The following is a 22414-nucleotide window of genomic DNA, read 5'->3' on the forward strand; positions in this document are numbered from 1 at the left end:
AATTTACTAAAGATTATGGAAAATAAAAGTGAAAACAGTCTGGCTGGTAAAAAAGTTGTTGTATTAGGCGGAACATCCGGTATCGGTTTAGCTTTATCACTGGCTACAGCTGCGGATGGTGCAATAGTAATTGTTGTTTCAAGTACACAACAAAAGGTAGACGAAGCATTACATTTATTACCGAAGGAAAGTACAGGTCTTGTTGCTGATCTAGGAAACGAAAAGCAGATCGAACTACTTTTTAAAAAAATAGGTGAATTTGACCACCTTATTTTTACAGCAGGCGACACCCTAAAGTTTAACGAATTAACTGACCTGAACATTCAAGAGGCAAAACAGTCTATTAATCTTCGCTTTTGGGGAGCAATAATGGCTGTAAAGCATGCTACTCCGTTGATAAAAAAAGGAGGATCGATCACTTTGACAACGGGTGCACTCGGAAGAAAGCCAAGGAAAGGGACAGCAATAATTTCAGGAATGGCAAGCGCTATTGAAGGACTTACCCGTGCACTTGCTTTTGAGCTTGCCCCTATAAGAGTTAATGCAGTTTGCGTAGGAACAGTAAGAACCAATCTCTTGACAAACGTACCTGAAGCAGATAGAGAGGCTTTCTATAGTCAGATTGGAAGTAAATTATTGACAGGAAGGGTAGGTAATGCGAATGAAATTGCCGAAGCTTATCTGTATCTGATGCGGGCCACCTTCAGCACCGGCCAGATCATAGTCGTTGATGGAGGGAGTCTGCTGGTATAATTGATACTTCTATAAGCTTTTTAATTTATTATATAACTAATTAGCCCATCAAAAATTTTAGAGTATATTGTTGGTATTCTAAGATTTATCAAAGACTATGAAGGTATTATCAAATGTTATCCTTTTGGAATAATTATTCAACATTATAACCTGTCTTTTTATTTTTAGATCTAAGATATTCCTATCTTGAAATTCATCCTTCAAAAAATGAAGTTCATCAGAAAAGTACTAGATTTATACTTAATTTCCTGTGGAAATTTTATTTTTGAAGGATGATTCAACTAAAAAAAATAGATATAAAAAGGTTATTCATTTTTTTTGCTTCCACATTGATCTATGCATTATGTCAGATGCTTTTTAGCATTATTTTAATGAAGGAAGATCTATGGAATAATTTTCACATCCAGTTATCAGCCCATTATATTGTAATCTTTACCATGTGTATCGCTGATTATGGTTTATTACTTTTATTGAACAAATATCTACCCTACTCAAAGAGTATATTACTCCGTATACTGGCTGGACTTACTGGACTTACTGTAATATGTATGATGTTGTTAGGGATATTTAATTATCTGATATACGATGTATTTCATGTTTCTAAAAATGGTATGCCTTCTTTCCTAATAAAGTTCGCATTCGGAATGGCAGCAAATATTCCGATCCTATTGGTATTTGAACTGATCTATTATTTTCAATCTGAACAAAAAGCGATTGCTGATTCTGAAAAAGCCAAACGTAAAGCCCTTTTATTTCAGCACGAAACACTGAGAGCACAGATAAACCCACATTTTTTGTTTAATTCTTTAAATGTTCTGTCTTCATTAATATATATCAATCCCGACAATGCCAATAAATTCACAAAGGCTCTTTCCAAAACTTACCGATATGTACTTTCCCTTAATCACCATCCTTTAATTTCTGTTGCAGAAGAACTGGACGTATTGGACTCATATATCTTTCTAATGAAAATGAGATTTGAAAACTCTTTTGCTTGTACTGTAGATAAAAGATCTGATCTTGAAAAAAATAGCATTATTCCTCTTACCTTACAATTACTTATAGAAAATGTATTTAAGCACAATACTGCAACAGAAGAAATGCCATTAAATATAAAAATCACAATGAATACTGACTACATCATCGTAGCAAATAATATTCAGCCATCAACTGATATAGAAAAAGGTGGAATCGGACTGAAATATCTTACAAAGCAATATTTATTGTATGAGAAAGAAGTTATCGTTGAACATACTAAGCAAACATTTATTGTTAAAATCCCATATATTCAATTATGAAATTCCTGATCGTAGAAGATGAAAGGTTTGCATACGAAGAGCTGAAACGTATGATGACGAAATTACGTCCTGGTTACTCTTTGGAAAAACATACTAAAACAGCCATAGAAACCATTGGATTTCTGAAAGTATCCAAAGTTGATTTGATTCTTATGGATATACGACTTGCTGATGGTAACTGTTTTGAGATATTCAATCATGTGGAGGTTTCCACTCCTGTTATATTTACTACGGCTTATGATGAGCATGCCATCAAGGCATTTAAGCTTAACAGCATCGACTATCTTTTAAAACCATTTGATGAAGAGGAATTAGAAACTGCATTAATCAAATTTGAAAATATTTTCCATAGCTCCCCATTTAAAACCGATCTCAAAAATTTAGAACAAACAAGCTCTCTAAAAACCAAAAACCGATTCCTCATATCGAAAGGAGAAAACTATCATTACATAGAAACAACAGATATTGCCCATTTCTATAGTGAAGAAGGAGTGGTATTCCTGCACACGTTTCAGGGTAAAAGACATATTATTAATTATACATTAGACCAATTGGAGCAACAGTTGGATAACCGCTTATTCTTCCGTGTGTCGCGTAATTGCATTGGTAATGTAAAAGCTATTGAAAATGTTATTAAGTATTTTAACAGCCGTCTGAAACTTTCCTTTTCACCTGAATGCCCACATGAAGTTCTGGTGAGCCGGGTACGTGTATCGGATTTCCTGAAATGGATGGACGGTATAATTGAATAACATGAGCTACCATACATTCCATATTCCACTCTTTATTCTCTGTTCTTTTATCCAATACAAAATTCTAATGTCTAGCTTATAGTTTGTCTATCATCTCATTTCTATTTATTTAGTTTTAAAATAAAAGAATTCATTTTATTCCACTCATTCTAAATTTCATTCTGTAGATTCTGAAGCCTGCAACTTACCACTTTCTACTCCACTTCATTGATTGTTATTTTGTACAAAATATTACAAATACAAATTTAAAATCACATGAAGTTAACAGCATTATTCCTAACGGCATCAGCAACGCTGCTATGTTTAAAAGGAAAGGCGCAGGAAGTATCCTTCAAAACAGAGTACATCGGAAATTCAGGTTACTACTATCTACCCCCAAGCGAGAAACCCAAGGAAAAAATTGGTGATGGCAAAGGGTCTGCAATGGTCTACCAGGGAGCGGTCAACATCCCATTATCTATGAAATCAAATAAAAACAATCGTTCTACTACCTGGGGTATTGGTTTTGGCGGGGCATATGTTGCGTTGAATAACAAAAACTTCAAAGAAAACATGGTATCTGAAATCATGAATTTGCAATTGGGTATTTATCATCTTCGTCCATTGAATGACAAATGGTCTCTGAGGGCAAGCGTTGGGATAGGAATATTTACTCCCTCTACCGATTTTTCTAAGATCAACTTTAAAAATATTCTCGGAAGTGGAGGTATTGTTTTTATCCGACACCTTAATCCCAATCTTGACCTCGGCGGAGGTATCGCTATAAATAGTTCTTTAGGCTATCCAATGGTATTTCCTGCTGTTTACGTTAAATGGAAACTCGACGGGAAATTTGACATCAACGTTGAACTTGTTGAAGGTCTGGAAATATCAGCTGGTTATGATTTTAATGAGAAATTCAAACTATCCTATGCGATAGAAATGAACGGACAAGTGGCTTTGTTAGAAAAGGACGGTAAAAATGTGATCTTCTCTCATCAATATATAGTTACGGGGTTTCGTCCTGAACTAAAGTTTGGCACAACCGGATTCTCTGTGACTGGTATGGCTGGGCTTAATTTGTATCGACCGGCTTCCTACAGTGACAGAACTTTAAAAGGAGTGTTTGCATCGGATAATGATTATTATTTTTCCGTTTCACCATATGTATCGGTTGGTTTAAAAATGAAATTTTAATTTATGAAAATAAACCAAGCCGTACAAATTCTTGCATATAGGAGTCTTTATATGATTGTCTATACTTTAAGTTTACTACCTATGACATTTCTATATGCAATGGCTTCTTTTGCTTTTTTCCTTTCTTATTACATTATTGGTTATAGAAAAGAGGTTGTATTTCAAAATATTACACGCTCTTTTCCTGACAGGCAATATGGAGAACTCCATCGTATTGCAAAAAAGTTTTATACTTGTTTTGCGGCTTATTTTGCTGAAATCATAAAAAGCGTATCTGTTCGGACAGAAATAATGGACAAGAAAATCATATTTGAAAATTTAGAATTAATAGACCAATATGTAAACTCAGGCCGAAATGTTATTTCTTGTATGGGGCATTGCGGCAATTGGGAAGTGTTGAATTTTATGCCATATAAAATTCAACACGATATGTATGCGGTTTATAAACCATTAAAGTCGGCAATAATAAACATGCTAATGATTAAGCTCAGGTCACGTTTTGGTATGAAGCTGATACCCGACCAATCAGCCGTACGACACATTTTAACCAAAAAGCAATCTCCAGCCATTTATCTTTTTCTAGCTGACCAATATCCCCGGATAAAAGAAAACGGATACAGATTCAAACTACTAAATCAAGATACCTATGTATTTTCAGGGATGGAAAAATTGGCGCTTACTACTGGATCAGCAGTTGTTTACCTGCATATTGTTCAAGTATCAAAAGGAAATTACAAAATAACCTGCGTCCCCATATGCTCTCAGGCGGAAATCCTAAATAAGAGAGAAATAACGCAAAGGTATGTTGATTTATTGACAGAAAATATCAACGAAGAACCATACGGTTGGCTATGGACACATAAACGGTGGAAAACATAAAATAATGATTTACCTACTTTCAATCATCGTGATCATAGGATTGATACTTATTAGCTGTTTTATCAGCTGTTTCCTCTTTCTGTATATCTTTATTAAAGTTCTTCATGAAGAGTAAATAATTTCTCTCAATTTAGATGAAATTCTATTTTTGAACACGATTTTATAATTAGAGTTATAGTCTTTAACAACAAGACTAAAACACAAACTAAGCATTTTTGATAATGAAATATATAATTATAGAAAATAAAGAACAGCATGATGATGAATTACATGATGACATCGCAGATTTCTTATGGAATAGAGGAAATGAGGTATTTATCAGAAATAATACAGCGATTGATTTTCAAAACATTATAAAATATTGCAACCATATTGTTTTGCTGATTCAAAATTCTTCTTCAGAACTTCACTCTGAAAGAGACCTAAAAGGGTTTATTAGATTTTTTGAATTAGAAAATTGCCAGAACAAAAAAACAATTTTTGTCTTTTCAAATAACGGAGTGTATTCGAATGCTATTCCCTTCCCTCATAAAATTTTTCATTTTGAGCAACTAAACAAAAATGAGCTAATACACTTTTTTAGTTGGTCTAATAAATTTAATTTATTTAATACAAATAAGGAAACAACCAACCAATAAATTAACTTAGATTATTAAACAATGGCTTTCTGGTACAACCTTTTTTAACTAATTTTATCTGATAATATATAAATCATACATGAGAAAAATCGTATTTACAGGAATAGTGGCTTTAGGAGGATTTCTAACAGCAAATGCACAGTGCAAAACTGTATCCACACTTGTAGAAAATTTTGATACCTGGAAAGATATTAACAAATGTTGGACTGCTCAGTCAGGAAAAGCAATGCTTTACAATAATGAAAAAAGAATCGTATTTTATTCGATGACCAATCCCGGAGAAAATATGTATTTGATTACTCCAAAAATTAAAGCAGGAACATATACCCTTAGCCTTGATATTTCTGACAACGGTGGAGAAACTACTTTGGAACTGTTCTCAATAAACAATACAGCTGATACCAAATCTTATGTCTCAATAGCTAAATCTTCAAAAATAACGGGAGATAAAAAAGTCTTTACTATTTCTTTAAAAAAAGATTCAAATTTAGGCCTGAAAGTTTTGCTGAATGGAGTACATCAGGCAGTATATGTGGATAATTTTTCTTTGAAACCAAAAAAATAAATCATTAAAAATATGTACCAAACCCCCAGCTAATTTAAACTGGGGGTTTATTTTTTTCACCATTTCCGTATTCAAGATCTGGCTCAATTCCATCGATCTGAAAAACTCAGCATATCATTTGCTGAATAATTATTAAAAGGTCCCATTTAAACCAAGCATATTAGGTGACATATTTACCTTCCATGAAATCTTTTTTTCCTTACGGTACTCATTCTTCTGCATATAACTATAGGTGCCATCTACAATGAAATAGCTAATCGCAGTGCTCAGAAATATATCTGAAAAAAAATGGGCACCTTCCCACATTCTTGATAAAGGCGTTATAAAACCTACGCTATAGATCCCGGCTTTCACCCATGGATTTGAAAACTGTTTGGCCAATGCAAACATAGTAGTGGAAACCAACACGGTATGTCCTGATGGGAATGATCGATATTCAGCTTGTCCACTAAAGGGTTTAAAGTAAGATTTTCCTTCACCTGTTCCCGGTCTCGCCCTTCCCACTAATGTTTTAGATAATGTCTGGATCAATCCGGCTGTTGTTGCAGAAGAAATCATAAGAACTCCTGTATCTCTGATTTTATCATTTTTTGTAAAAAGTCCTGTCAGATAAACTACACTTGTAATGCCATAATTATTCTGTGGACTCCCAAAATAGTATCCGAATTTTTTGATAACACTGGGCACTTTTCCACTTTGATCTATAAAATACTGACTGGTATTATTGTCTACAGAATACAATAATACTGTTCCCAATGCAACTCCGCCCACATCAATCCAATTATCTTTTTTCCATGAAAATGGACTCAAATAGCTGTGTGCCATATTATTGAATATCTGTTTACCGTCAACTACCAGCTGCCTACCAATACTATTTTTCTTAGAAATGATTAAAGTATCTGTTATTGACTGGTTAGTAATGTCCAAACTATCAGCTTTTTGGGAAAAAATAAAATTGAAAAGTAAAAATTGGAATAAAATAAAAACCCGCTTCATTATTTCTTTTTGAGAAGGGCAAAATTACAAATTAAGGAGATCAAAGGCTTTTTCCTGGTGATAGAAAAAAACAATTTCCATCATTATGTTTTATTTCCAAAATATAATGATGGATATTTTTTAATGTGTAGAAATTTTTTTTAGAAGTACAGATTTTAGCAAATAAGTTTACTTATTTTTTTATTGACACAAGATTTGCAAATTCGTTGGGTTACTTCACTGATGCCACCTGTTTATATTTTTGCTAAAAAAAGACAAAAAATCAGGGTAACATAAAGTAGTTAGAAGATTCCATAACGTCTGATAATCAGTTTTATGCCGAAAGCATTCCTTATCAAATAATTTATTTTCATGACTCATCTTTAAACCAAATATTTTTATATTTTTATGGGTAAAAACGTATAGATTATTAATCCAAATAAAAATAGTAATCAAATCATGAAAGCAAAAATCCTTATTTCAGCAATGACCGTCTTAGCGATCACCGCCTGCAGTCAGAGCAAGAAGAATTCACAAGAATCTAAACCACAGAAAAAAGAAACCACAACGGGCACTAAACCTTTAAAAAATGTAGGATTCGACATAAACAGCATACCCGTTTCTGACAAGAAATTGGGTGATTTTCCATACATTTCTCTTCCTGAAGGATATGATAATGTAAGCGATAATCCAATATCTGATAGCGATAAAGCTTATTTTTGGGTTGGAGATCATTTTGAACAACCTGTTGGTAAAATCTTTTTCAGCAGGATAAAGGCCAAGGATGGAAAGACCTATTCTGAAACCGAATTATTAAAGGGAATACATGAGAAAATTATTTCTCTGGGTGGGAAAAAGATAAACGAATCTAAGGTGACATCAGATATTTCAGCGACTGATGAAGCAAACAAGGTAAAATATGTGAGCGGATATGGATTCATTGGTTATGCAACTACATATACCTACCTCATACGTAATGCAGATAAAAATGTTTGGATACAAATAACCCCAACGGATGACGGCGCATCTGTCGGCTGGATTATTTTGGAAGCAAAATCGTAAATTTTTCCCATATAATTATAAAGCAATTACCGGTTTTATTTTTTCACTGGACGTCAATACACGAACTTTAAAATCATGTAATTAAACTTGTAAAAAAATAAAACCGGCAATTGAATAGTATGGACTCGCCTTACTTAAATTTTTTTTACACTCCGTTATCTTTTACACATGGCATCCCATGTTGTCCAAAAGTGCGCATTAATAGCACCTGGAGGAGGATTCGTACTGTCTGCAACAATGCCTACCATTGAGGCACAGTTGGAATTACAGCCTATTTCATTATAACTTCCATGTTGAGGTGGAATCTGTCGCCATGTACCCGTTGATCCGCTTAGCAATTCTACTTTAATTTCAAAGATACCTGATAGATTAGGTGTCTGAATTTGTTTCGTTGGGTCTTCACTGGAAATAGAGTCGCTCCAGCTGCCTTGCGAGAATGTGACACGCCATGTTGAAATCATTTTGGCTGTATTGTTCTGAGGTGAAAGATAAACCCAGAATTGAGCTCCACCACCCAATTGAAGTTGGCCGGAAGAGTTTACGTTTACATTTGCTGTTTCCATATTGAATGTATTTTTGGTTGATTAGTTTCTGTTCACGATAGCTTTTCAGAATACATCATTTTAGGATCTGCTCTGAAGCTTTGATTTCTATCTCAAAGTAACAAAGATGTGAGAATCTGTGGTAGCGTACAATTGACCAATTATAGCTCTAGGTAGAAATACTTAATTGAAAGTAAGTAGGCTTGGAACCTTGCCAAATAAATTAATATTGTAGAAATACATGAACTACAACAATAAAATGAGTAAGAAAAACTGGATAGCATTATAAGGCATTTTGCGTTTATAAATGTCTAATTTTCAATAAACCATATATTTTTGTTTGTAGTATTATAGGCAATTACTTCCCAATACAGAATTTAGAACCTTCAAAATGAGTATATTTATAATACAAATCAGACAGATATGAAAAATCTACTATTCTGCATTGCACTCATACTTTCCTCAACAGCTTTTTCCCAAAAGGTTATCCCTTCCCTGAACGGAACATGGAAAGCTGTTTCAAAAATTGAGACAGAAACAAAACAGGGCATCGTAACGGAGGAGGATAAAGAAATTTACAAAGCCGGAGAAAAAACCTACACATTTACTTCAACAAATGTTAGAATTACTCAGGGTTTTGGTAAACACACTGAGAAATTGCCACTTCGGGTTCAAGCTAATAAGTTGTTCATAGGTAAGCCTGAAAAAAACAAAGAGCCTTATATAATAACAACCAATGGTAAGCGCTTGATTTTAACAAAAACAGAACGTAAACTAAAAAAAGGCAAATCTGAGATCGAGACAGAGGTGGTAACACTGGAAAAATAATTCCATCTTAATTTTTTATTATAAACTTAAGCAAGAAGTTTAAATATTATTTGTTAAAGTAAATGCAGATTAAATAATCTACGTTAAATTTAATATATACTTTATATTAGCCCGACACGAATTGATTACTTTTGCCATGCATTGAAACCGTTTGGTGCTTTATAATGGAGTATTTTAAAAAAATATATTTAGATTACAAACATCAGGTATACTTTTTTGTCAAAAAGTTTATTTCAAATATTGAAGATGTGGAAGACGTTGTGCAGGAGATTTTTGTACATCTCTGGAAACATTCTTCATCTCTTAAAAATCCACAGACTTTAGAATCCATTATCTTCAAAACAGCCCAACAGGAAGTTTCTAATTTTTATAGAAAAAATAAAATGCTTTTCTCTTTTTCCGATGAAAGTTTTATAATAGATGAAGCCGATTCAGAAAAAACGAATACTGAATTTAAAGAAGAACAATTACGAAAAATACAAAACCTTCTCGAAGAACTTCCTGAAAGAAGTAAAACTTTTTTTTATAAAAACAAATTAGAAAAAATAAGTTATTCTCAGATCGCAAAAGAAAATAATCTCTCCAAAACAGCTGTAGAAAAACAAGTCAATAAAGTCGTCCGATACATAAAGGCGAACTTAAATCTATTTTAACTAAATATTAATCAATATAAACAAATTATTAAATCCATCTCTCCGGGGTGGATATTTTTATTTAACCGCGTAATTATAATTGTATGAAAGATTCTCAAAAACATTTTGAAAAAATTTGGAAAACAGTCTCCGAAGAAAAACAGGAAATGGATTCTACAACCGATTCCAGAATCTGGAAAGGAATAGACAGGAGAATTAAGCAAAATAATAAGCGAAAATATTACTGGGCGGCTGCGGCAGCTATTTTGGTTCCTTTATTCGGAATACTGCTTTTTTATAAAGATTTTGCACCAAAAGAAACAAAAAATGACTTGTCAGCAATCGTATTACAAACCAATGAATTTTCTAAAACTTTCAGACTATCAGATCATAGTGTTATAACCTTAGAGCCTTACAGTAAATTATCTATAAATAAAGATTTTGGCAAAAAATATAGAAATGTAAAATTTCAGGGGAAAGGTTTTTTCTCGATTGAAAAAGATAAATCAAGACCTTTCATAGTAGATGCAGGTGGCTTCAGTGTTGAAGTTTTGGGAACAAAATTTTCAGTTGATCAGAAGTCGGAAGAAAAAAAGGTAAAACTGATTGAAGGGAAAGTAAAAATAAAACACAATGGCAAACTAATATATCTTTTACCTAATGAAAACTGGAGTACTTCTTCTACAAAAATAGATCTTCATTATTATGCAATGAGTATGGTAAGGCCTTTCACTTTTGAAAACACAACTTTCGAGGATGCCATAATTGAAATAGAAAATACGTATGGAGTCAACATTACGTATCCAAAAAACATTGCTAAAAACCAAGTATCAGGTTCATTCTCAGGAAATCTGAAAGAAATTCTTTCCATTATAAATTATCCCTTTAACCTAAAAACTGTTTTTAAAAATGAAAATGAAATAACTCTGTATTAAAATAAAACAGCACCAATAATGTGGCGTTATCAGTGCTTGTAATTAACTCAAAACTCGCAAAAGAATAATAAATTAACTCTTCAAATTTATGAAAAAAACTGCAATTTCTATTGCTTTACTCGTAGCTATGGGACTGCCTGTGCTAAATTATGCACAAACCCAAGCTAACATGCCTATCACCAACAATCAAAAACAGGTACTATTAGTCAAAATACTTAAAAAATTAGAGAAATCTACCCATACTAAGTTCTTTTATTCTGCTTCAGATTTTAAAAATATTTGGGTAGATGAAAGCAAAATCAACTATTCATCATTACAGCAAAGTTTAGGATACCTGAAAAAGAATGTTCCTTTGGATTATCAAATTCAGAACAACACGGTCATCCTTAGAAAATTAACTTCTAATAATTCTTTTACTGAAAATGAAATAAAACCCAAAAACGATACTGTAAACCAACAGGAGAAAAAAATAGAAGAAGTAGTGGTGGTTGGATATGGTACACAAAAGAAATCCATTATAACAGGATCCGTATCTGTTGTGAAAGGTTCATCAGCAAACGGACAACCAATACTTTCGGCTGGAAATGCTTTACAGGGTCTTGCACCCGGTGTTACGGTGACCACACAAACTGGGGCACCTGGCGGTGATGCCGGGAATATCAGAATCAGAGGGATCAACAGTTTTGGAGGCTCCGACAGCAATCCACTTGTTATTATTGACGGTGTTGCAGGAAACATCAATGATGTTGATGTCAATATGATTGAGTCTATTTCCGTCCTTAAAGATGCTGCTTCTGCTGCAATATATGGTTCCAGAGCAGCTGGTGGGGTTATTCTTGTAACCACAAAACGAGCTAAGGGGAATAAATTATCTGCCCAATATAGAGTGTATACAGGCTGGCAAATGGCAACGGCAATACCAAAAGTTACTGATGGTCTTACCTACATGAAAGTATTTAATGATGCCAGTATGAATGACAATGGCACAAAGATCTACAGTGATGAGGCTATAAGTGCTTTTACAGAAGCATACAACAAAAATCCCAGCAACTATGACTGGCAAAAAGCGATCCTTCAGGGAAGTGGATTCTTGCAGGACCATTATTTTTCGTTATCCGCAAAATCCGGAATTATCAGTGTATCACCATCGTTCGGGTATTCAAAACAGGAAGGTATTATTAAAAATACCGACTTTACGAGATTTACTTTCCGTAATAATATGGATATTACCCCTAACGACCAATGGAATATCAGACTGGATATGTCAGTGGTAAACAAAGACAGAAAACAGATTGCTGATGAAGGCACCATCTGGAATTATCTTGGAAGAATGCCTACAAATATTCCAATTTATTATGGCAATAACTATTCTGACGGATGGGTAAAAATCAATCCGGTTGGTTTTATCGAAAATGGTGGAAATCGCACCCAAAACGACTTAGAGTTTATAGGAAATATGAATATTTCTTACAAACCTACCGATTGGCTGACCTTAAAAGGTCTTGTTGCTCCACGATATCATACTACCAATATCCATCTTTTCAGAAAAAGTGTACCCACCTATTATGAAGACGGAACTGAAGCGGGTTCTGCCAACACTTTTACAGAGCTTACAGAATCTGGAAGACGTCAGTTTTATGGAACATATCAATTCCAGGCCGATGCAAAAAAAGAATTTGGTAAGCATAGTTTTGAGCTTCTTGCCGGAACTTCAAGAGAAACTTATAATGAAAAAATACTATCCGGATACAGAAGGGACTTTCTATATGATAATTACGAACAGCTGGATGCTGGTGCAGATAATGAAACCAAGGATAATGGAGGTTCGGAATACGAATGGCTATTGGTTTCTGCTTTTGGTAGATTAAATTATAATTACGATCAAAAATATTTATTTGAAGCTAACGTAAGATACGATGGTACTTCAAGGTTTATTGGTAAAAACCGTTGGGCAGTCTTTCCATCATTTTCTGCCGGTTGGGTGGTTTCGAGAGAAAGCTTTTTCGAAAGCTTAAGAGGAACAATCAGCCAATTAAAACTGAGAGGATCCTGGGGTAAATTAGGAAATCAGAATATCAGTTCTTCTTACTATCCGTTTTCAGAACCATTATCATTGGGAAGTACTTCTATGAACGGACAAGTATATCAGACCATACAGCAATTAATTATGTCCAATCCCAATTTGAAGTGGGAAGAAACAACCATGTCAGGTGTTGGTGTTGATTTATCCTTATGGAAAAAATTAGACCTTTCTTTTGATATTTATGATAAAAAAACTGATGGTATTCTTTTAAGATTAAACACATCTCAGCTTACAGGTTTACAGGCCCCCGTTCAAAACGCGGCAACAGTAAGCAACAAAGGTTGGGAAATAGGTGCACAGTATAATGAAAAATGGGGTGATTTTAAAATGAATATCGGCTTTAATCTTTCTGACGTCAATAATAAAATTGTTGATATGAAAGGCCAGTCTTCCGGAACACTTCTTCGCCAGCAGGTTGGTTCTTCCGTGAACTCCATTTATGGCTTTATCGCTGATGGCTTATACCAAAGTCAGGCAGAAATTGATGCCGGTCCAACACAATTTGGAACTTTAAAACCGGGAGATATCCGATACAAGGATATTGCCGGAGCTTTTGATGCTAATGGTAACCCAATCGGTGACGGAAAAATTACTGATGCTGACAGAACCATTATCGGAAGTACAATTCCCCGATATACATACGGTTTTAATATGGATCTTTCTTATAAAGGCTTCAGGTTATCAGCACTAATACAGGGTGTTGGAAAAGTTGACGGGTATTTGGATTCACACTACGTAATTCCTGCCGTAAACTCAAGTGCTGTGAAACCTTGGCAACTCGATTATTGGACCCCGGAAAATACCGATGCTCAATTTCCCCGTGTTTCCCTAACCTCAACAAACAATACACAAAACTCGACAAAGTGGATGAAAAGCGCCGCTTATATGCGTCTTAAAAATGTACAGGTCGGATATGAATTACCTAAATCTTTTATAGACAAAACATTCCTGCAGAGTGTTTATATCTACCTCAATGGACAAAACCTCTTCACTTTCACAAAATTCTATGAGGGCTATGACCCGGAAATCAATTACAATCTGGGTAGTTCTGACGGTGTTGCTTTGGGAGGCGGAAACTATTATCCACAGGTAAAAACATTCTCATTCGGTATCGATGTTAAATTTTAATTTAAAAAAAATGAAAAACTTTTTAAAAATATTTTTATTAGCCATAATCACCTCGTGCACAAGCGCCGATATGGATTTAGAACCGCTTAACGGACCAACATCCGGGACTTTTCCCGCATCTTATGAAGAAGGAAAAATGGGTCTTTTTGCAGCTTATAGAAACTTAAGTACCTTGGATGCTGCCAGTACTCCGATGTGGCACGTAATGGATAATATTACAGACATTGGGTATGCAAGACCTGGAACCAATTATACATCGCCTATCACAAGTTCTCTTACTACAACCAACGCATTGGCTATAAAACCATGGGAAGTTCATTATCAGACCATTGCAAGATGTCATGCTGTACTCGATAAATTGGATGGAATTTCAGGACTTACCGAAGGGCAAAAGGCGGAGCTTGGTTCGGAATTGAGATTTATTCGTGCTTATTGCTATTCTCAGCTTATTGAGCTTTACGGAGATGTTCCATTAATAAAAGCAGCTGTTACGCTTGAAAATGCTAATGTTCCCAGAACACCTGTTACTGAAATTCAACAATTTATTATTAACGAACTTGGAGCGGTTGCACCACAACTTCCGATATCACAGTCGCAGTTCGGAAATGTGCGCGCATCCCGTATAGCCGCCTTAATGTTAAAAGCCAGGGTTGAACTTTATTCTAAACAATACGCGGCAGCGGCGATCACTTCAAAACAGGCCTTAGACTTAGGAGCAGGTGTTTATAGTTTAACACCATTCAATTCTTCTGTGAATTATGCCGGTAAAGATCATACCGTAGGAGAGCCGGATCCCAGCAATATATTTGGGCATAGTGGCTTTGCTAATAGTAAAGAATGGATTTGGGTGGCAGAATACAATATGAATGTACCAGGATACCTGCATAATCAGCAATATTATGCAGCATCCCGTTTGGGTAAAGGAGTTTGCTACTGGGGACCTACTCAAAACCTTATAGATTCTTATGAAATGACAGATGGTCTCTCAATAATTGAGTCTCCGCTGTATGATGAAGCGAACCCGTTTAAAAACAGGGATCCGCGTCTTGATATGTATACCGCACGACCACACTCAAGATATCTCGGATACCAATTTGAACCGAATACCTCTTTCGCAAAAGTAAACAACTACTGGTCAGTTGGCGCACCAACACAGGTTACCAATGCCGACGCTACGAATGCGTATCGATCTTTCAGTGGCTATCTATGGAGAAAAGTGGTTGATATTGCTGACTTTAATTCGACCTCTGTAAGTGGAAATTCAGATTTAAATGTTGGAATTTTCAGGTTACCGGAATTAATGTTGATTTATGCAGAAGCAAAAATTGAGTCGAATGAGTTGGATAATTCCGTTTATGACGTGATTAACCAAATCAGAGCCCGCGCAAAAATGCCCGCTTTAAATACCGGAATGTCACAAGCTCAATTGAGAAAAGCACTCCGATATGAACGAAAAGTAGAATTAGCAAATGACGGATTAAGATGGTATGACATCAGACGTTGGAATATCGCCAATAATGTGATGAACGGCTATTTATACCTAAACCGTAATGCAAACAACTGGACAAAATCAGTAGTAACAGGCTTTGATGAAAGTGCAAATCCTATTTATAATCATTCACAAGCTTCAGTATATTTTTCAACACAGGAAGTGGTTTACAGAATAAATAAAGATGAGTACTGGCCGATACCACAATCGGAAATGGATGCAAATCCCTCGCTAAAACAAAATCCTGGATATTAATTATAAAAAAGAGAATATATGAAAAAGAATATATCGCTATTTCTGTTACTGCTATCTGCAGTACTTTTTGCTCAAGAAAAATTTCAAGCTCCAAAATTAGACAATGAAAAATCATGGAGTATCATTCTGATCCCAGATACGCAAAACTATGTGAAATGGAATAAAAATCAGCCTATTTTAGATCTGATGGTAAGATGGATTGAGGACAATATCTCTCCACTTAATATTAAAATGGTTTGCCAGGTTGGGGATTTGGTGGAACATAATAATATTCTTAATCAGGGATATGATGGAGACCAAAGTGCGGATGACCAATGGAAATCCGTGCAGTCAATCCTGGGAAGGCTCAATGGAAAAGTACCGTACGTAGCTGCAACAGGAAACCATGACTTTAGTATTAATGATGAGGGCCGAAGATTTTCCCGCTATAATGAGTTTTTTCCTTCTAATTTTAATCGTTTAAATCAAAAATATCTGGCACAAAACTTTTTTAATGACGCTGGTGCTCCAAGCATGGAAAACTCTGTTTTGGAACTTAAGGGATTAAATGGTGTCGATTATTTATTTCTTAGCCTTGAATTTGCGCCGAGAAATAAAACGTTGGAATGGGCTAAAAAAGTGTTGGATATGCCTCAATACAAAAATCATAAATCAATTTTAATAACCCATGCTTTCCTGAATGAGAAAGATAAAAGAACAGATAAAGATAATTCATGGTTCATGTATGAACCTTTTTTAATAAACAATGTCCCTCAAAAATCCAAGACCATCGTTCTTCCAGAGTCTAATAACGGCGAACAGATATGGCAAAAACTCATACAGCCGTCGCAAAACCTTGAGCTCGTGCTAAGTGGTCATATCTCCGGTGAGGGCTTCCGTGTAGATTCCAATAGTTACGGGAAAAACGTGAATCAGATGCTTTTTGATATGCAAAGTGAAGGCGGTGGCCATCGTGATGGTAACGGAGGTGATGGCTGGCTCAGAATTATTGAGTTCTATCCTGATAATAAAACCGTAAAAGTAAAAACCTATTCCCCTCTTTTTAGTATTTCACCGGTTACTCAAAAAAATGCCTATAAAAAAGACCCGAGAAATGAGTTTGTTTTTAAACTTTCAGAATAACTCCGGATATATAGCACACCCATTGCTTTATTTTTAGCATCGAAATTTAAGCTAATATGAATACATTAGAGGCGAGCTATTAGCTCGCCTCTATTTTTATAAAAGACTTTGAATCCTATTAGAATTAAATTTACATAATTCTACTTTCCGATACAAAACTTAGAGAAAATATTCCCTAGCACCTCATCATTCGTAACTTCTCCGGAGATCTCCCCAAGATGTTCCAGCGCATTACGAAGTTCATAGGCCAATAATTCCGTAGAGATCCGGAAAGTGATCGCTTCGTTTACTTTGTGTACAGCACTTAAGGATTTGTGTAATGATTCAAAGTGACGTTGATTGGTGATAACCACATTGCTTTCCTGAGACTGTAACTGTTCTACATAAGAAGACAATTCATTTTTAAGATCCTGGATATTTTGATTTTCAACTGCAGAGATGGTGATAAAATCAAATTCGTGGGTGATTTCATTTCTGAAAATATTCTCAACGTTTTCATATTTTGTTGGAATCACCTCATCAATTTTGGTTGCACAAATGATGAGTTTTAAATCATCCCTCACTAAAGACCGGATCATTTCAATATCTTCTGAAAAGTCTTCTGTGGCAGCATCTGCTAAATATACCAGGATATTAGCGTTTTCTACTTTCTCTTTTGCTTTTTTGACACCAATTGCTTCAATTTCATCTATCGTTTCGCGAAGTCCTGCGGTATCTATTAAACGAAATGCGTGACCTTTTATATGTAAAACTTCTTCGATCGTATCTCTCGTCGTTCCAGCTATACTGCTTACAATTGCTCTTTCTTCTTTTAGTAAAGCATTCAGCAAAGTTGATTTTCCAGCGTTCGGTTTGCCGATGATCGCCACAGCAGTTCCATTTTTAATGGCATTTCCATATTGGAAACTTTCGATGAGAGAATTTAATTTTAATTCTATTTTGTTCAATAACTGATTCAAAGCTGACCGGTCTGCAAATTCTACATCTTCTTCAGCAAAATCCAGTTCAAGTTCGATCAATGAAACGAAGTTTAACAGATCAGTTCTCAGAATTGATATTTCATTCGTAATTCCACCTTTCAGCTGATTGATGGCGACTTTTCGGGAAGCTTCATTTTCAGAAGCTATTACATCGGCAATTGCTTCAGCCTGTGAAAGATCTATTCTTCCATTGATAAAAGCACGAAGGGTAAATTCTCCTGCTTTTGCCATTCTCGCTCCGTTTTTAGTCAGGGTTTCAAGAATACGTTTTCCAATATGCGGAGATCCATGGAAAGCAATTTCCACAGAGTTTTCAGTCGTAAAACTTTTAGGAGCTAAGAAAATAGATAGCATCACCTCATCAATAGCCTCATTACCATCCATAAAATACCCATAATGAATGGTATGGGATTTTTGCTTCTCAAGATTTTTTCCTGGAAAAGATTTCTGAACCACGGATAAAGCATCGTTACCCGAAACTCTGATAATGCCTAAAGCTCCTACTCCATTGGCCGTAGCCAGTGCACAAATGGTATCATTATTCATGCTGCAAATTTACGTTTTTTAATGGAAATTTTTATAGTAAATGGTTATACGGATTGTCTATAGCACCGATTGAGATCAGAGGTAAATCTCCTATTTTCTTTTAGACTTAAAAAGATCATCCAGATGTTTGACGTAAGAAAGCTGCATGGTAATCGCAGTCAGACTAAGTTCTTCTCTCTTTACAGGATATACCATCTTATTGTTGATGATGATTGCCAACGAAATCCCCCAGTTATTTTTATGATAATTTCCGGCAATCCGGGCAAAAGCTGTCGGATAAACTTCAACTTTTCCTTTTTTCAATAATTTCGGAGCATTTCCAAAATTAGCACCAGCCTGAATGGTTCCTGTCATCATCCAACGATCACTCACCACCCAGGAATAAGCATATCCTCCATTTACCCCCAACTGGAAATTTTCTAATTCGTATGTTCCATCAGAATTACTTCTTTCCATTCCTTTTAGTTGATAATAATATCCCCCAGATCCTACAAGCCAGCTTCCCGCTGAGTGCAATTGTATTTCATCAAGATCAAAAGCTGCTTTAGATGAAAAACGTTTTCCATTGAACAGATAAGTAGCTTCCATACCAATCTGTTTGACGGACATATTCCGGAACATTTGCGGATTTTGATCTTTATCTTCTTCAACATAAAAACCCCTATAGTCCTGAAAAAATATATCAAATATCATTTTTCTGCCATAGTGATGGATCTGAAAATCCCGGGTTTTCGTTTTTCCGTATTTCTTTTTATCGGTTAAGGGAATAAAACCATAACCCAACTGTACGCCTACAATGGTATTTTTGATCGCGAAACCTATACCGGTATTTAACGGATAATTTGGTGTATAATGCCGATCTGTATCGTCCACTTCTAAGGAACTGGTAGAAAGGTATCCTGATATTCTGTATTTCTGAGAATAGGGCTGAATATACAGGGTATCTATTTGCTGAGCACGAATGCATGAACCGGATAATAGTACGATTAAGCCGATTAAAAGTTTCCTTAGACCCATGTATTATATGACAACATTATTTTCAACCATCTGTTCGCTATAGTTTCTTTAATAAAAGGTATTATTTTCAGTTTTATCAGGTAAAAATAATATAAAAAAAAGGATTCAGAAAAAATATTAGCACACTTTTAACTATTATTAATGATTTATAGAAGCTTCCCCATTTAGGTATTTATTTCCTTTTCTGTCCTAACATCTGTATTTTATTGAGCCATTCAAGACGTTGTTTTTCATCAGAAGTTTTAATGATTCCAACATAAGTAACTTTCACTGGCTTTACTCCGCAAAATTCCAAAGTTGATTTCTTAAGCTGATTAACGCTGGGCCGGCCATAGAACAACCGGTAATACCATCCCGGCTGATCTAAAGTCGTTATAATATGTGCAGTTTTCCCTTTTAAAAGTTTATCCCACCAAACAGAATTCTCACGGTATTTAAAAGCCATACCTGGTAGAAAAAGCCGATCTATAAAACCTTTAGTAATAGCTGGAAGACCACCCCACCAAACAGGATGAACCCAAACCAGGTGATCCGCCCATTGTATTGTTTCCCAGGCTTTAAGTAAATCAGCTTCAAGTTCTATTCTTTTCTGATACCCGAATTTCAGATTGGGGTTGAATTGTAGATCTGATATAACAATTTCCCTAACTTCAGCTTCTGATTTGTCAGCTCCTTTTTTATAGGCTTCAGCAAGAGCGAAACCGAAGGAATCTTTATTGGGATGTCCGTTAATGATTGCTATTTTCTTCATTCTCTTGTTTGTATATTGATGCTTTCGTAAGAATTTAATGAGTCTAATAATACTTCAGGTTTGTGCAGCTGATGACTAAAATAAACTTTATTCTCATGGCGGCTGTTTAGTAATTCTTCAGTATGTAAAACTGCAGATAAAGCCGTCAGTTCAGCCTGTCCTTTCGCACTTTTCAGACTGATTGTCTTACTGCCGTTTTTACTTGTGATCACAATATCAAAAACAGACTGATCTCCTTTGCCACTGGAACCAAAGATCATTTTCCGTTCTTTTAAAGATAAAATATTAAAAATTCTTATTTGTTGAAAAGCACCTAACAACCAGGTTATGAATTTTGAATTATAGGTCATTTTTACACTTACGTCAGGAATCTTTTCAATTTTATTTAAAATATATAAATCCGGTACATCAAAATTGTAAGCTGTTCTTTTTCCTATTCCAAAGGAATAAGTAAATGGTTCAGAATTTAAAAAATGTTTTACGGAAACAGGTTTGTTATTCTTGTACATCGAAAAGGGTTTAGAAACATTTTCCGCCATAAAATGTGCTGAACTTTCCCCTGCCAGATCTTTTACGGAATAATAGACAAAAAGCTGTACTGCATCAACCGCATTTGAAAATGTATTGACCAATCCACCAACAATACCTCCCATCCAACCAGAGCTGAAAACAATTCTGCTTTTCACCGGTTGTGTTCTAGCGAAATCATAAGCACGCATTAAATCTGGCGTAGGCTTAGTGATATCCAGATAATCGATATTGTTTTCAATGGCAAAACGAAGAATATAATCTTCTTTATCATTTACGGACAGAATAATCAGGTGAATCTTTTTATCCAGAATAGTTTGAAAGGTATCTGGTTTTGTCACATCAATAACTAAGTCATGATCTGTTTTTCCTGGCTTACGACCCCCAATAAAAATAGGGTGTTGAGGGTTTCTTGATTTAAAAATTCGGGCAATAGTTTTACCGACCATCCCATTTCCACCGATAATTAAAATGTTTGACTGCATCTCTAATTTTTTGACAAAACTATAGCGCAGCGCGATCAATTAACAGGACAAATGTCTAAAAAGTAATTTCCTTTCGGATACGGCTTAAATGTCTTTGGGTAATTCCTAAATAAGAAGCCAGATATTGCAAGGGAATATCCTGGATATAATTGGGCTGATTCTGTAATAGGGAAAGATATCTTTGAGTAGCATTATCCCTCTGTAATTGAAAAAACCGCTTTTCAAGTTCGAGGTATTCCTGCTCTGCAATCATTTTTAAAAATAGGATCCACTTAGGATTTCCATTCACTAATTTTTCAATTTTCTCTTTTCTTAAGACCTGAAGATGAGCTTCTGAAATCGCCTGCATGGTTTCAACACCGGGATTTCCAGAAATAAATGAAGAATAAGAGGCAATAAATCCATTGGGAAATCTAAAACAATAGGTGTTATCTTTTCCTTCACTTGAAGTATAATAGGATCTGAAAATACCGGATTCTATAAAGGCTATCTCTTTACATTGATCTCCTTCCTGTACAAAATAATCATTCTTATTTAATTTTCTTGCTTCAAAAAGTTGCAAAAAGCTTTCAATTTCTTTTTCAGAAAATATATTAAAACTTTGGAAGTAGTCCTTTATCATCTTGAGCCGATTTATGGTCTTTAAAATTCCTTCAAAATTAAATAAAACTAACCTTTTAACAATAGACAAAAAAAATCATCCCATTGCTGCGATGATTTCCCGTTTTAATTTATTAAATGTAATATGAAGATATGAAAATGATGTGCTTATTATTAATTCAAAGATAGTTTCCATCATTTTATAATGTTTCAGGGAAATCACTAAAAATATATCCGGGAAAATACGGTAGTGTAATTAAAAAAAATATTGTATAGAATATTTTTTTAAGTATCAACACTAAAATAATAAATTATTGATACCCTTTAAAACCTTAGGATTTTGATAAAAGTATATTATTTTTTATTAAAAAATCGCCTCATTGCTGAGGCGATTT

General features: G+C 34.8%; 21 protein-coding genes. 14 read left to right on the forward strand and 7 right to left on the reverse strand.

Annotated elements, in window-relative coordinates; genetic code table 11:
- Nucleotides 1-15 precede the first annotated feature (15 nt).
- The 7 genes from NG806_RS09075 (at nt 16) to NG806_RS09105 (ending at nt 6061) form a co-directional block, all read left to right on the forward strand.
- Nucleotides 16-753, forward strand: a complete 738-nt coding sequence (locus NG806_RS09075; RefSeq protein ID WP_261512781.1) for an SDR family oxidoreductase — start codon at nt 16-18, stop codon at nt 751-753.
- A gap of 371 nt (nt 754-1124) precedes the next feature.
- Entirely contained in the window at nt 1125-2051 is a 927-nt protein-coding gene (locus NG806_RS09080; protein WP_251040658.1) for a sensor histidine kinase, read from the forward strand.
- Nucleotides 2048-2803, forward strand: a complete 756-nt coding sequence (locus tag NG806_RS09085) for a LytR/AlgR family response regulator transcription factor (RefSeq protein WP_214833957.1) — start codon at nt 2048-2050, stop codon at nt 2801-2803. The genes NG806_RS09080 and NG806_RS09085 overlap by 4 nt, the downstream gene beginning before the upstream one ends.
- 255 nt (nt 2804-3058) lie before the next feature.
- Complete coding sequence (locus NG806_RS09090; protein ID WP_261512782.1) at nt 3059-3979, forward strand: DUF6268 family outer membrane beta-barrel protein; 921 nt, start codon at nt 3059-3061, stop codon at nt 3977-3979.
- A 3-nt stretch (nt 3980-3982) separates the two neighbouring features.
- Nucleotides 3983-4858: a lysophospholipid acyltransferase family protein gene (locus tag NG806_RS09095; protein WP_261512784.1), complete on the forward strand. Its 876-nt coding sequence runs from the start codon at nt 3983-3985 to the stop codon at nt 4856-4858.
- A 221-nt stretch (nt 4859-5079) separates the two neighbouring features.
- Entirely contained in the window at nt 5080-5496 is a 417-nt protein-coding gene (locus NG806_RS09100) for a hypothetical protein (protein WP_261512785.1), read from the forward strand.
- Nucleotides 5497-5575: 79 nt separating this feature from the next.
- Nucleotides 5576-6061 (forward strand): hypothetical protein, encoded by a 486-nt coding sequence (locus tag NG806_RS09105; RefSeq protein WP_261512787.1) that lies wholly within the window; start codon nt 5576-5578, stop codon nt 6059-6061.
- 132 nt (nt 6062-6193) lie between these two features.
- Here the strand turns inward: NG806_RS09105 and NG806_RS09110 are convergent, their stop codons facing one another.
- On the reverse strand, nt 6194-6988 hold the full coding sequence (locus NG806_RS09110; protein WP_261512788.1) for a phosphatase PAP2 family protein: 795 nt from the start codon (nt 6986-6988) through the stop codon (nt 6194-6196).
- Between the two features lie 507 nt (nt 6989-7495).
- Between NG806_RS09110 and NG806_RS09115 the strand changes: the two genes are divergently transcribed.
- Entirely contained in the window at nt 7496-8098 is a 603-nt protein-coding gene (locus NG806_RS09115; RefSeq protein WP_261512789.1) for a hypothetical protein, read from the forward strand.
- A gap of 155 nt (nt 8099-8253) precedes the next feature.
- On the opposite strand, the gene NG806_RS09120 is transcribed toward NG806_RS09115, so the two are convergent.
- Nucleotides 8254-8661 (reverse strand): hypothetical protein, encoded by a 408-nt coding sequence (locus NG806_RS09120; protein ID WP_214833978.1) that lies wholly within the window; start codon nt 8659-8661, stop codon nt 8254-8256.
- Between the two features lie 402 nt (nt 8662-9063).
- Between NG806_RS09120 and NG806_RS09125 the strand changes: the two genes are divergently transcribed.
- The 6 genes from NG806_RS09125 to NG806_RS09150 all read left to right on the forward strand — a co-directional run bounded on the left by NG806_RS09125 (nt 9064) and on the right by NG806_RS09150 (nt 17112).
- The gene (locus tag NG806_RS09125) at nt 9064-9468 is read left to right on the forward strand and encodes a hypothetical protein (RefSeq protein WP_214833981.1); all 405 of its coding nucleotides are present in this window, start codon (nt 9064-9066) and stop codon (nt 9466-9468) included.
- A gap of 164 nt (nt 9469-9632) precedes the next feature.
- Complete coding sequence (locus NG806_RS09130; protein WP_261512790.1) at nt 9633-10121, forward strand: RNA polymerase sigma factor; 489 nt, start codon at nt 9633-9635, stop codon at nt 10119-10121.
- Between the two features lie 83 nt (nt 10122-10204).
- Entirely contained in the window at nt 10205-11035 is an 831-nt protein-coding gene (locus tag NG806_RS09135; protein ID WP_261512791.1) for a FecR family protein, read from the forward strand.
- 88 nt (nt 11036-11123) lie between these two features.
- Nucleotides 11124-14246, forward strand: coding sequence for a SusC/RagA family TonB-linked outer membrane protein (locus NG806_RS09140; protein ID WP_261512792.1), 3123 nt, complete (start codon nt 11124-11126; stop codon nt 14244-14246).
- A 10-nt stretch (nt 14247-14256) separates the two neighbouring features.
- Nucleotides 14257-15990, forward strand: a complete 1734-nt coding sequence (locus NG806_RS09145; protein WP_261512793.1) for a RagB/SusD family nutrient uptake outer membrane protein — start codon at nt 14257-14259, stop codon at nt 15988-15990.
- Nucleotides 15991-16008: 18 nt separating this feature from the next.
- Nucleotides 16009-17112, forward strand: a complete 1104-nt coding sequence (locus NG806_RS09150) for a metallophosphoesterase (RefSeq protein WP_261512794.1) — start codon at nt 16009-16011, stop codon at nt 17110-17112.
- Between the two features lie 140 nt (nt 17113-17252).
- Here the strand turns inward: NG806_RS09150 and mnmE are convergent, their stop codons facing one another.
- The 5 genes from mnmE to NG806_RS09175 all read right to left on the reverse strand — a co-directional run bounded on the left by mnmE (nt 17253) and on the right by NG806_RS09175 (nt 22041).
- Nucleotides 17253-18638, reverse strand: a complete 1386-nt coding sequence (mnmE, locus tag NG806_RS09155; protein WP_261512795.1) for a tRNA uridine-5-carboxymethylaminomethyl(34) synthesis GTPase MnmE — start codon at nt 18636-18638, stop codon at nt 17253-17255.
- A gap of 90 nt (nt 18639-18728) precedes the next feature.
- The gene (locus tag NG806_RS09160) at nt 18729-19655 is read right to left on the reverse strand and encodes a DUF4421 family protein (protein ID WP_214826734.1); all 927 of its coding nucleotides are present in this window, start codon (nt 19653-19655) and stop codon (nt 18729-18731) included.
- A gap of 172 nt (nt 19656-19827) precedes the next feature.
- Entirely contained in the window at nt 19828-20406 is a 579-nt protein-coding gene (locus NG806_RS09165; RefSeq protein WP_261512796.1) for an NAD(P)H-dependent oxidoreductase, read from the reverse strand.
- Nucleotides 20403-21419 carry a saccharopine dehydrogenase family protein gene (locus NG806_RS09170; RefSeq protein WP_261512797.1) on the reverse strand — a complete coding sequence of 339 codons (1017 nt, stop codon included), beginning with the start codon at nt 21417-21419 and terminating at the stop codon, nt 20403-20405. Before NG806_RS09170 ends, NG806_RS09165 begins: the two co-directional genes overlap by 4 nt.
- 55 nt (nt 21420-21474) lie before the next feature.
- Nucleotides 21475-22041: a Crp/Fnr family transcriptional regulator gene (locus tag NG806_RS09175; protein WP_261512798.1), complete on the reverse strand. Its 567-nt coding sequence runs from the start codon at nt 22039-22041 to the stop codon at nt 21475-21477.
- Nucleotides 22042-22414 lie beyond the last annotated feature (373 nt).

It is taken from the genome of Chryseobacterium paludis, assembly GCF_025403485.1.
GTDB classification, from domain to species: domain Bacteria; phylum Bacteroidota; class Bacteroidia; order Flavobacteriales; family Weeksellaceae; genus Chryseobacterium; species Chryseobacterium paludis.